The sequence below is a fragment of the Pedobacter jejuensis genome, assembly GCF_003725795.1.
Lineage (GTDB): Bacteria > Bacteroidota > Bacteroidia > Sphingobacteriales > Sphingobacteriaceae > Pedobacter > Pedobacter jejuensis.
This window is the reverse complement of the sequence record NZ_RBEE01000004.1, coordinates 1-12246: the sequence shown is the minus strand read 5'-3', so window position 1 is coordinate 12246 and position 12246 is coordinate 1. Positions and strand designations below refer to the sequence as shown.

At 34.9% G+C, this 12246-nt stretch carries 11 protein-coding genes; 9 read left to right on the top strand and 2 right to left on the bottom strand.

Going from position 1 to position 12246, the window contains the following annotated elements; all coding sequences use genetic code 11:
• The first annotated feature begins 373 nt into the window (after window positions 1-373).
• From D7004_RS02710 to D7004_RS02680, 7 genes are all read left to right on the top strand, one after another.
• On the top strand, window positions 374-1024 hold the full coding sequence (locus D7004_RS02710; protein WP_123204343.1) for an ABC transporter ATP-binding protein: 651 nt from the start codon (window positions 374-376) through the stop codon (window positions 1022-1024).
• A 139-nt stretch (window positions 1025-1163) separates the two neighbouring features.
• A complete protein-coding gene (locus D7004_RS02705) occupies window positions 1164-1601 on the top strand; it encodes an ATP-grasp domain-containing protein (RefSeq protein ID WP_123204342.1) in 438 nt (145 codons plus the stop codon).
• 2 nt (window positions 1602-1603) lie between these two features.
• Window positions 1604-2212: an HAD hydrolase-like protein gene (locus D7004_RS02700; protein ID WP_123204341.1), complete on the top strand. Its 609-nt coding sequence runs from the start codon at window positions 1604-1606 to the stop codon at window positions 2210-2212.
• Between the two features lie 2 nt (window positions 2213-2214).
• On the top strand, window positions 2215-3708 hold the full coding sequence (locus D7004_RS02695) for a S41 family peptidase (protein WP_123204340.1): 1494 nt from the start codon (window positions 2215-2217) through the stop codon (window positions 3706-3708).
• A 141-nt stretch (window positions 3709-3849) separates the two neighbouring features.
• The gene (locus D7004_RS02690; protein ID WP_123204339.1) at window positions 3850-4116 is read left to right on the top strand and encodes a hypothetical protein; all 267 of its coding nucleotides are present in this window, start codon (window positions 3850-3852) and stop codon (window positions 4114-4116) included.
• Window positions 4117-4172: 56 nt separating this feature from the next.
• Window positions 4173-5267: a DNA-processing protein DprA gene (gene dprA / locus D7004_RS02685; protein WP_123204338.1), complete on the top strand. Its 1095-nt coding sequence runs from the start codon at window positions 4173-4175 to the stop codon at window positions 5265-5267.
• Window positions 5268-5447: 180 nt separating this feature from the next.
• Window positions 5448-6809 carry a pyridoxal-phosphate dependent enzyme gene (locus D7004_RS02680; protein WP_123204337.1) on the top strand — a complete coding sequence of 454 codons (1362 nt, stop codon included), beginning with the start codon at window positions 5448-5450 and terminating at the stop codon, window positions 6807-6809.
• A 224-nt stretch (window positions 6810-7033) separates the two neighbouring features.
• Here D7004_RS02680 and rsmD read toward each other — a convergent pair whose 3' ends face one another.
• On the bottom strand, window positions 7034-7570 hold the full coding sequence (gene rsmD / locus D7004_RS02675) for a 16S rRNA (guanine(966)-N(2))-methyltransferase RsmD (RefSeq protein ID WP_123204336.1): 537 nt from the start codon (window positions 7568-7570) through the stop codon (window positions 7034-7036).
• Window positions 7561-8367 (bottom strand): DUF3822 family protein, encoded by an 807-nt coding sequence (locus D7004_RS02670; protein ID WP_123204335.1) that lies wholly within the window; start codon window positions 8365-8367, stop codon window positions 7561-7563. The genes rsmD and D7004_RS02670 overlap by 10 nt, the downstream gene beginning before the upstream one ends.
• A 232-nt stretch (window positions 8368-8599) precedes the next feature.
• On the opposite strand from D7004_RS02670, the gene D7004_RS02665 reads away from it, so the two are divergent.
• Both D7004_RS02665 and D7004_RS02660 read left to right on the top strand, forming a co-directional pair.
• Entirely contained in the window at window positions 8600-9739 is a 1140-nt protein-coding gene (locus D7004_RS02665; RefSeq protein ID WP_123204334.1) for a putative sensor domain DACNV-containing protein, read from the top strand.
• A 380-nt stretch (window positions 9740-10119) separates the two neighbouring features.
• A complete protein-coding gene (locus D7004_RS02660; RefSeq protein WP_123204333.1) occupies window positions 10120-11553 on the top strand; it encodes an ATP-dependent DNA helicase in 1434 nt (477 codons plus the stop codon).
• The last annotated feature ends 693 nt before the right edge of the window (window positions 11554-12246 follow it).

The following is a 12246-nucleotide window of genomic DNA, read 5'->3' as shown; positions in this document are numbered from 1 at the left end:
AATAAGATAATTGTATTTGCAAATTTTTTTAAGACTTTATTCTTTTATGTTCCTTCGGATTGATTTCACAGATTAGGGATTTCACAGATTATTTGTTTTGTGAAAGGATTTGTTCTTTGGAATTTCCGCTTTATTCTTTGCTCCTTTATCCTTGTTCTTTATTCATTAATCTTTATTCTTTTCCTTCGGATTGATTTCACAGATTAGGGATTTCACAGATTATTTATTTTGTGAAAGGATTTGTTTTTTGGAATTTCAATTGGGGTCTATCTTCATTAATCTTTGTTCTTTCATCTTTATTCCTTAAATCTTTATTCTTTGCTCTTTTATCTTTGTTCTTTATTCCTTAAATCTTTATTCTTAATTTTGATTTATGCTAAAAGCCACGGGTGTTAGAAAATCGTACGGAAACTTACAAATTTTAAAAGGTGTAAATTTTGAAGTGCAAAAGGGAGAGATAGTTAGTATTATTGGTCCTTCGGGTGCCGGTAAAAGTACGCTTTTGCATATCTTAGGTACATTAGATAAGCCCGATGAAGGTTCTGTTGAATTAAAAGGTACGGTTATAAACGAATTGAGTGGTGAATCGCTGAGTTCTTTCAGAAATCAGAATATCGGTTTCGTTTTTCAGTTTCACCATTTATTACCTGAGTTTAGTGCAATTGAAAATATTTGTATCCCTGCATTTATTGCAAAAACAAATAAAAAACAGGCAGAAACCAGGGCTTTGGAACTGTTAGATTTGTTTGGACTGAAAGGCAGGGCGAATCATAAACCAAATCAATTATCGGGTGGGGAGCAGCAGCGTGTAGCCATTGCAAGGTCGTTAATAAATAATCCTTCAATTATTCTTGCCGATGAACCTTCAGGGAATTTAGATTCAGAGAATGCAGCGGCATTGCACCAGCTTTTTGTGAGCTTACGCGATAACTTTCAGCAAACTTTCGTAATTGTAACCCATAACGAGCATTTGGCAAAAACCAGCGATAGAATTGTAACGATGAAAGATGGCTTAATCGTATAGGAATAACATTCGCCAGATTTAAGAATTTTTATGTGTTGTTTGATTCTTTCAATAAACACTCTTTCAGTCTAACAATAAAACAATATAAGACATTTCTCACTTGAAAATTTTAATTACCTGCGGAAATAACGCCAAAACCATGAAGCTTTTAAAAGCGTTTCCAAGCCATTTTGTTTTACTTGCTGATTATGGAGATGTTCCAGGAATTATTACAGAAAATTATGCTTTTACATCATTAGGAAAACTAAACCATGATAGTATTGCGCACATATTGTTAAATTTCTGCATTACTGAATCAATTGACACAATAATTCCTTTGCATAGCTTTGAAATTGAGCCAATTGCAAAATCGGCTGTTTTGTTTAGCGAATATGGCATTGAGGTTTTACTCCCACATTTTGAGTTGTTAAACCAATATATTGATGCAGAACAAAATAAAAATTCGGAATTATATATTTTTGTTAAAGGAGAATGTGTTTTTTCGACCAATAAAGATGTTCCTCAAAATTCTGCGACAGGTTTGAACGGCGTGTTTACGCTAGATAATTTATTAAATTATAAACTTTTTACCATTTAAGTATGGATGTATATCCGTTTGCAAAAGATAAACAAATATTTATTTTCGAGCTTGATGATGTATTGTTTCCTGCAAAAGATTATTTGTTGCAGGTTTATTATCTTTTTGCGCAATTTATAGAATACAGCGAGCAAAAAAACGCACAAACTATTTTAGATTTTATGCGTACTGAATATGAAAACTACGGACAGGAGGGTTTGTTTGCTAAAACAGCTTCTCAGTTTGAAATTGCAGAAACGTATCAGCATAATTTTGATTTACTGCATCAAAATGCCAGGTTGCCATTAAAATTACTTCTTTACAAGAATATGCTAGAGTTTCTGCAAAACTTAGTTTTGGATAGGAGAAAAATAGTTATCGTAACAACGGGTAATCCCGAACAGCAGTTAAATAAAATACGGCAAACCGAATGGAACGGACTTGAAAAATACTTAATCGTTTTCTTTACGGAGGAGTTAAATCAAACGAAAGCAGAAATTTTTCAGAACATATTAAACAACAACAATTTAAGTAATAAAGATGCGTTAGTTGTTGGTGCAAATAAAGTTGATGAGCATCAATCTAAATTAATTAATTTGCCGTATATTGAGTCACTAAAAATTTACAAATAAATATGATAAGAAAGTTTTCCGCACATAACCTGATTATGTGTGCTTTAATTGTTGTTGTCGGGTTAGCAACATCATGTAAGAAATCTTCAGTTTCACCAGATGGTGGTTTAACAACAACACCACCTACGCCAGCAACACGGGCAGAATTAACTAAAGATTCAATTTATTTATACGCACAGCAAACCTATCTTTGGAATGTTGGTATGCCAACTTATGCTAGTTTTAATCCAAGGCAATATAATTCTAATGATGCGGTTATAGCAGCCATTAAAGCTTTACCAAGTACCGGGGGAAGAGATAAATATTCTTTTATGGATGATGGTACTGTTGCAACACAATTGGGTGGAGTAAGCGGAGATTATGGTTTTTCAGCTAATTTTGATGCAGGAAATTTACTTCGTGTTAAACTGGTTTATCCGAGTTCTCCAGCTGCTGCTCAGGGTTTAAAAAGAGGTTATCAAATCACAAAAGTAAACGGCGGTGGGGTAAGTAGATCCAGCCAAAGTGATATTGATAATTTGAACAATGCAATATTTGGAAGCAATCCATCTATTACCATGACGGTACTTAAATCTGATGGAACATCAGCAGATATTACAATAACACGTGCAACTTATAACATCAATCCAATTCTTTATACCAATACCTACACTGTTGGTGCAAAAAAAGTAGGCTATATTGTATTTAATAGTTTTACAACAAATTCTACCACTTTATTAGATGCTGCATTTGCAAAATTTGCTGCTGATGGCGTTACAGAATTGGTAGTAGATTTAAGATATAATGGTGGTTCTGTTGCTACATCAGAAGCGTTTACCAACTTAATTGCACCAGTCGCTCAGAATGGTAAGGTAATGTACACTACTTATTGGACTCAAACCATGCAAGATGAACAGGCGACGATTCTTCAAAATCAGAAATTTTATGCTAAAGGAACCGATGGTGTAACACGTTTGTATTCATATTTCGATTACTCTTACAAACCTACACCAGCAGCAGGAAACCAGGAAGTTTTTGCTAAAAGAGGCTCGCTTAATACTTTATCAAGAGTTTATTTTCTTGTAACAGGTGGTACTGCATCCGCAAGTGAGTTATTGATTAACAATTTAAAACCAGTAATGGATGTTAAGCTAATTGGTAAAACCACGTATGGTAAACCTGTTGGTTTCTTTTCAATAAGAATTGATAAAAGCGATTTATATATTCCCCAATTCCAAACTAAAAATCAATTAAATCAAGGGGATTATTTTGCTGGAATGGCTGTAGATAAGGATGTTTCAGATGATTTGACAAAAGATTTTGGTGATACATCAGAAAAACTTCTATCACAGGCCTTGTATTATTCGGTAAATGGTAATTTTTCTGCTTTGGCTAAAGACAATACTTTAAGCAGCACTTCAGGTATTTCTCGTACTCAGATAGATAACGCCAATGAAAAATTAAATCATGAATTTAAAGGAATGGTAGAAACCAGAAAGTTAAAATTAAATAAATAAACCAAACAAATAAATTTTGAAGCCGGCATTTTAACTTATGTCGGCTTTTTTTATGATTAAAAATTAAAATTACAGTTCAAAGATTGCTTTTTTTCTAAAATTTTAATAAGCTTGTTTAACAAAAATCGTTAAATACATATTATGCCGATAGAGATCGTAGAAAAAGAACATATAAGCTATTTAAATATCATCAATTCGAAAGATGATCTTACTGAAGAATTAAAAATTAAATTAGATGAAGCTCAAAGGCTTGGAAATGAGTTCAAATCTAAAGCAGTAATTACGTTTAATACCACTATTGGTCCGAAACGAGTTGATACGACAGTTTGGTCAGTTACAGAAAAATACATTCAACTCAAAAATAATATTCATATACCGATTAAAAGCTTAATTGATATCGATTTTTAGGCTAATAATTAAGGAAATAAATCATCCCGCATTTATTCACCTTAGCCTAAACATCAATGAGTACGCTCCATAAAATCGCTTTAACTTTTATTAAATCAATTGGTCCGGTAAATGCCAAAAATTTACTGGCTTATTGTGGTAGTGCCGAAGCTGTGTTCTCTGCCAATAAAAAACAATTGCTGCAAATACCAGGGATAGGAGATAAGACTGTTGAAGCCATATTAAGTACCGACGCATTAAAACGGGCTGCTGAAGAATTAAAATTTATTGAAAAACATGGTATAGAAGTTCTCTTTTTCTCAGATGAAAATTATCCAAAACGCTTAAAAAATTGCTTTGATTCACCAATTTTACTTTATTTTAAGGGTAAGGCAGATTTAAATCATCCAAGAATTATAAGCATTGTAGGTACGCGAAATGCAACCGAATATGGTAAAACGTTGTGCAGGCAACTTTGCGAGGTTCTGGCACCTTATAATGTTTTAATTGTAAGTGGTTTAGCTTACGGAATTGATGTGACTACACATAAAGAGTGCATCACAAATGAAATTGCAACTGTTGGAGTACTTGGGCATGGCTTGGACAGATTGTATCCACAGATTCATAAAGCAGTTTCACAAAAAATGGTATCGAATGGTGGTTTGCTATCAGAGTACCCGACTTTAACAAATCCCGACAGGCAAAATTTTCCTCAACGAAACCGAATTATTGCAGGCATTGCAGATGCTACTATAGTTGTAGAGGCATCTATAAAAGGTGGCGCATTAATTACCGCTGAAATTGCCAACTCTTACAATAAAGATGTATATGCTTTCCCAGGTAGAACAAATGATGTGTTTTCTGAAGGCTGTAATTTTCTCATCAAAACCAATAGGGCAGGATTAATTAACAATGCACATGATTTGATTTATTATTTAGGTTGGGATGATGAAGTGAAGGAGAAAAAGAAACAAGCTCAAACTACATTGCAACTTAACCTAACTGCGAATGAACAAAAAGTTGTTGAAGTTTTACAGAATGGTCAGTTATCTATAGATGAACTTTGCATTAATTTGAACATTCAACAGAGCAAATTATCCATTGTGCTGCTTACATTAGAAATGCAAGGCATAATAATTTCGCTACCTGGTAAGGTTTATAAGCTGGCTTAATAAATTTGATTTTGGATAAGCTCTATAGCCAATACTGCATTTTGCCCAATAATCAATCTATAATGCCTATCATTATTATAGATTATGCAATATAATTCTATTAAAATTTTATTATCAAAATTATGTTTCGAATAAAATATTGTTTATAAAATACTTAATGCCTTTGCTTAATTTTGCAATATGTGGTATAATAATATTTTAGAAACCATTGGCAATACGCCACTGGTAAAATTAAATACAATTACGAAAAATGTTCCAGGCACAATTTTGGCCAAAATAGAAACTACAAATCCAGGCAATTCAATTAAAGATCGTATGGCGATTAAAATGATTGATGATGCTGAGAAAAGTGGTAAGCTAAAACCAGGTGGAACGATAATCGAAGGAACATCAGGAAATACCGGAATGGGGCTTGCTATGGCAGCAATTGTTAAAGGTTATAAATGTATTTTTACCACAACTGATAAACAATCGAAAGAAAAGGTTGACGCTTTGCGTGCTTTTGGTGCTGAAGTAATTGTTTGTCCTACCAATGTTGAACCTGAAGATCCACGCTCTTATTATTCAGTTTCTTCCCGCTTAGAGCGTGAAGTTCCAAATTCATGGAAACCAAATCAATATGATAATTTAGCCAATTCGCAGGCGCATTACGAACAAACCGGACCCGAAATTTGGGAACAAACAGAAGGTAAAATTACCCATTTAGTTGTTGGGGTAGGTACAGGCGGAACCATTTCTGGAACTGGTAAATACTTAAAGGAGAAAAACCCTAATATTCAAATTTGGGGAATTGATACCTATGGTTCGGTATTTAAAAAGTATAAAGAAACAGGGATTTTTGATAAGGATGAAATTTATCCTTACATCACAGAAGGAATTGGAGAGGATTTTTTGCCAGCAAACGTAAACTTCGATGTAATTGATTTATTCGAAAAGGTGACGGATAAGGATGCTGCATTAATGACTAGAGATATTGCCCGTAAAGAGGGAATTTTTGTAGGTAACTCAGCTGGTGCTGCAATTGGTGGTTTAATTCAATTGAAAGATAAATTAAAGCCAGAAGATGTCGTTGTGGTAATTTTCCACGACCATGGCAGCCGTTACATGGGTAAAATGTATAACGAAGACTGGTTGCGTGAGCGTGGCTTTTTGCAAGATGAAAAATTAACTGCTAAATCAATTTTGGCTAAGAAAGAAACAACCGAAATTGTAACGCTCGATGCAACTAAATCTGTTTTGGAGGCGATAAATACCATCAAATCGATGAATATATCTCAAATTCCGGTAACGCAGCAAGGCATGATTGTGGGTAAAATTGCAGAAAGTGATATCTTATCGGCATTGCTTGAAAACCCGGGATTGAAATCTGCCGCTATTTCAGAAATTATGACGGCAACGTTTCCTTTTGTTGATCTAAATACCTCCATCGATAAAATTTCATCATTAATTAACAAAGAAAATTCTGCTGTTTTGGTTGAGGACGAATCTGGTAAAATTGAAATTATTACGCAGTATGACATCATAAATGCAATTTCAGGGTAGGTATCTCTAATTTTTATTTGGTAAGGTAGTTGATTTTCTAGACTTAGAAAATTGCTTTAGACTTTTTTTCCTTCGGTCTGTATCTCTACAGACCGAAATTTTTAAATTTTAAATATTTCTTTGTTTCCATCGGTATGATGGTAATTTATAAACCTTTTAATATGCTTTAGCTTTTCTTGCTTTAAGCTTTGGGTTCTTTGCGAAAAACTTAGCGCTCTTTGCGGTTAAACAAACTCAAAAAAACTAAACGAAGAGTTGCCGTATTTTCGCGTTTCAGTATAACCAGGCTGGCTGTTTAGTTTCATATTACTTTGATGCTCTACAACCAATAAACCATCGGGTTTTAGTAGTTGTTGCTCTTTCACCAAAACAGGAATTTGAGGAATGTTTGGCATGTTATATGGTGGGTCTGCGAAAATTAAATCGTAAGAACCTGTCATTTGTTTCAGCAATTTAAAAACATCGCCTTTACGTACTTCAACCTGGTTAAACTCATGCTTGGCTGCGGTAGTTTTTACCCAGTTAACGCAACCGTAATCCATATCTACGGCTAAAATTTTTTCCGCACCCCGTGAAGCGAATTCGAAAGTTAAGTTTCCTGTTCCGCAAAATAAATCTAAAACAGTGCAGTTTTCAAAGTCGAATTTATTGTTTAGAATATTGAATAAGGCCTCTTTGGCCATATCAGTTGTTGGGCGAACAGGTAAATTTGCAGGAGGCTGCAAACGTATGCCTTTTAATTTTCCTCCAATTATTCGCATAAATTTAAAGCAAGTAATCCGCTGAAATAGTGTTTTGGCATATCGGCCAATAATTCACTCTCCTGTTTGCCTGCGGGAAGAAAGAAATATAAGTTATTGAAGTATTTTAGCAAAGTATTGTAGTAGGCATCATCTTCATTTATAATGCCTTGCAAATAAACCGCTGTAGATTCATTCAATCCCAATTGCTCGATAATTAGTAACAAAAAATAGTTAAATTCTTCGGTATTTTCGGCTTGGTAGTGGTTTTGAAAGTTAACTTTCTTATCCTTTACAAACAATACATTGAATGATGCTGCAGTAAAATCTATCAATAAAGCATCACCAGATAAATGATTAACTAAAGCCAATAATGGCGAAGATTGTGGGTAAAGAATAGTGTTTTCAGGAAGTCTTTCTTCAACATTTTCATCTAATGAAAAAAGCGTTTTAAACCCAAATGCATCGTGATGTTTGGTATAAATCTTACTATCTGAACCTAAGAATTTTGAGTAAACAGCAAGGTTATCGGCATCGAACCATTCATCAGGGATGAAGATAAAATTTGAGGTATGTACAGCAGCTTTTATAGCTCCATATTGTTGAGATAAATAGCTATCATTTTCGAAAGCAGCCTGTAAATCTTGTTGTAAATTTTCACAGCCTTGTTTATCGAAAATTACATTAACCTGCTCCGAATCTTTATCAACCACGGCATAAGAAAAACTATCATTCGTTATTTTTAACAATAAATGGCAGTTTGCATATGCATCAGCTTTAAAATTCGGGTCGACTAATAAAAGGCTGTTTTTACTCATTGAAACAAAAATAGAGTTTTTTAAGGATTAACCGCAAAGGGTACAAAGTTTTTTCGCAAAGGACACAAAGTTGGGCGTATCAATTTTGTTGCTGCAAATAACTTTGTGTTCTTTGCGCCTTGGTGTTTAAAATTTCTCTGTGTTCTTTGCTGTTAAATCAAACTAAATCTTTTGACCAAAATCAAACCTTTCAGTTGTTCAAAATTCAAAATATTCGGCTTAAATTCGAAACATGAGTTACAAGCCTACTTATAAAGCAGCGAACACGGTTGCGGTTAAAATTGAGCAACATTTTATAAAACTGCATGAGAATGCAGTAGCGCAAGGCGAGGAAGATTTGGCAACTCAGCCTGATAAAAAAATTATTGAGGCCTTAATTGATGTGGCTTTTTGGAGCAGTTTAAGGAAAGAAGAAGGACACTCTCCACGAATTTCTATTGCTTTTTTACCGCCTTCACAAACTTCAAAACCATTAAAATTTGCAAAACCTTTACCCTTAAATGCCAATACGCTTACCAAAATAGCACCTGGGATTGAGCGTTCGGGTATTCACCTAGGCGTTTGGGAAGAGGATGGCGAACTTTACATTTGGGGTACAACATTAAATATTCCCAACTTTTGTTTTGTAGTGGATGTCTCGGAACCTGGCTTAATTGTAATTAAACACCGCAGGATCTATGGAATTGGTAAATTTACCAATGTGGCAGTTTTAAAAGGAGAGCAAATTAGAATTGTGGATGATACGAGTTGTTTAAACCGCGATTGTCCGCCGATTTTAAAAGCTTTGTTAGATTTAACGGTGCTGGCAAGCTGGAACGACCCAATTAATATTCTGATTCAGTTTTCAGTTTCAATGCGTGGCCATGGTCGAGGTGGTGCTTTGCTTATTGTACCGAAAAACGACCAAAAGTGGGAAGAATCTATCATTCATCCAATTCAGTATTTAGTTGAGCCACCTTTTTGTGGTTTATCTGATCTGGCTAAACAAAGTGGTAACCAAACTGAAATTTTTTCTCAAGGCGCTTTGCGTCGCGAGGTTGAACATTTAGCAGGTTTAACTGCCGTTGATGGTGCTACGATTATTAACGACCAATTCGATTTACTAGCTTTTGGTGCTAAAATCGGTCGTGCGAAAGGGAAACCAACAGTTGAACAGATTGCTTTTTCTGAACCAATTCTTGGTGGAGAAGATAAAATTCTATATCCTGGTCAGTTGGGTGGAACGAGACATTTCTCTGTTGCTCAGTTTGTTAACGACCAACCGCAAGCTATTGGTTTGGTTGCATCGCAAGATGGGCATTTTACCATTTTTAGTTGGAGCAAACAGCAAAATATGGTGATGGCTCATAGGATTGAGACGTTATTGTTGTAGTAGAAGATTCGTCCAGTATTTTCCCGCAGATTTCACTGATTTTCGCAGAGAAAATAACAATTATTTGTTGGCAGCCATTAGTATTTCAACCTTATGGAAAGTTAGAGTTGACAACTTTATAGGGCTTTGGAAAGAAAGTTGTCAACTCTCAAAAAGTAATTATACATCCTGCAGCAACCAACTTTAAAAAAAGCCTCTATCTTTGCCACTTAAACCGTATTGCAGCGGCATCCTTTTTTGTTGCATACTTCAATTGAAATAGCACAACCATTCACAAAAAAGATATAGCGGAAAGACGGACTGCTGCGGCCGAAGAGTACTACAACTGCTTTCCAAAAACTTAAATCAAACCATTCAGTAATAATACCATTCAACATTACATGTACATCGATAAAAGTCAACTCATTGCCCAAGCTTACGAACACACGCCAACCAAAGAGCAATTGCTTTTTTGCGAGCGGATGTCGAAGTTTTTGCAGGAAGAGGATGAATATCGTTGTTTTGTGCTTAAAGGTTATGCGGGTACAGGTAAAACTACCTCGGTTGCGGCTTTGGTAAAAGTTTTGGCAAAGTTTAATTTAAGGAGCGAATTATTGGCGCCAACTGGTAGGGCGGCGAAGGTAATGAGCCAATATTCTTACCGAAAGGCATTAACCATTCACAAAAGGATTTACCGGAAACGCTCTGCTGCATCGCCAGAAATGCAGTTTCAGCTGGCGCCAAATTTATCAGAAAACACACTTTTTATTATTGATGAGGCATCTATGATTGCCGATGAATTTAACGAAACAGGTTCTTCTATTTTGAGGGATTTGCTGGAATTTGTGTACAATACTAAAAACTGTTTTTTGCTTTTTGTGGGCGATACCGCACAATTATCTCCAGTTGGAAGTTTGGAAAGCCCTGCATTGAACGAACAATATTTGAAAGATAAATTCGCGTTATCCATTACTGCGGTTGAGTTGAAAGAAGTGGTTAGGCAGGAAAAAAAATCGGGAATTTTAGCCAATGCAACCATGCTGAGGAACCAGATTTCTAAAAATCCAGATAATCCTTTGCCAAAATTCCTGACTAAAAATTATAAGGATATTTTTAACATGGCGGGCGCCCGATTGGTTGAGGGTTTGGAATATGCTTATCGAAAGTTCGGTATGGAAAACACTTTAGTGGTTTGTCGTTCCAATAAATCGGCCAATATTTACAACCAACAAATCAGGGCGAGGTTGCTCTATCGCGAAGAAGAATTAACGGGTGGTGACCAAATTATGGTGGTTCGTAACAATTATTTCTGGCTGCCCGAAAATGAAGAAACTGCTTTTATTGCCAATGGTGATATGGCGAAAGTGATTCGGGTGAGGGGGGAGGAGGAACGTTATGGTTTCCGTTTTGCTGATGCTACTTTGGAGTTTATGGATTTTCAATCGGCCGGGCAAATTAGCTGCAAAGTAATGTTGGATACCTTAAATTTAGAATCTGCAAACCTACCTTACGAACAAAACAAAAAGCTTTTTGATGGCTTGAATGAAGATTATAGTCATATTGCCAACAAGCGGCAACGAATGCTGGCCATTAAACAAGACCCATTTTATAATGCTTTGCAAATTAAGTTTGCCTATGCCGTTACTTGCCATAAAGCCCAAGGCGGACAATGGGATGCCGTTTTCGCCGACCAAGGTTATTTAACCGAAGAGATGATTGATTTGGATTTTTTAAGGTGGCTTTATACCGCCGTAACTCGAGCCAAGAAAGAGTTGTATCTGGTAAATTTTGCTCCACAACTATTTGCTAAGACCGCACAAGAGGATTACTTTTAGAAGGTGATTTTATCGATTTTTTGAAGATGATTACACCAATTTTGAGATTACACTGATTTTTCTAGGCAAATTTCTAATCAATAATACCAGATTATATACCCAGCTTATATGTTCCTTGTATATCTTATATGGTTCAAAAATGAACTATTGATTTATTAGGAAGTACATTCAACTTTTAAACAATGTATTCTTAAAAGCGCTTTTCAAAGCTTGTAACCATATAAGACATATAAGAACATCCAAGCTCGAATGTTCTTATATGGTTGAAAAATTAATCATTTTACTCCGCGTCTTTGTCGGTAATTAACCTTTTTGAAGATGTTTACAACGATTTTGAGATTACACTGATTTTTCTAGGCAAATTAAATCAAGATTATCAGATTATACACCCAGCTTATATGTTCCTTATATGTCTTATATGGTTTAAAAATGAACTATTGATTTATTAGAAAGCACAATTTAACTTTCAAACAAATATATTTTTGAAAGCGCTTTTCCAAAGATTTTAACCATATAAGATATATAAGAACATCAAAGCTCGAATGTTCTTATACGGTTGAAAAATTAATCATTTTACCCCGCGTCTTCGTCGGTAATTAACCTTTTTGAAGATGATTACACCGATTTTGAGATTACACTGATTTTTCTATGCAAATTTCTAATCAATATAACCATTTCTTCTATACACCTCAT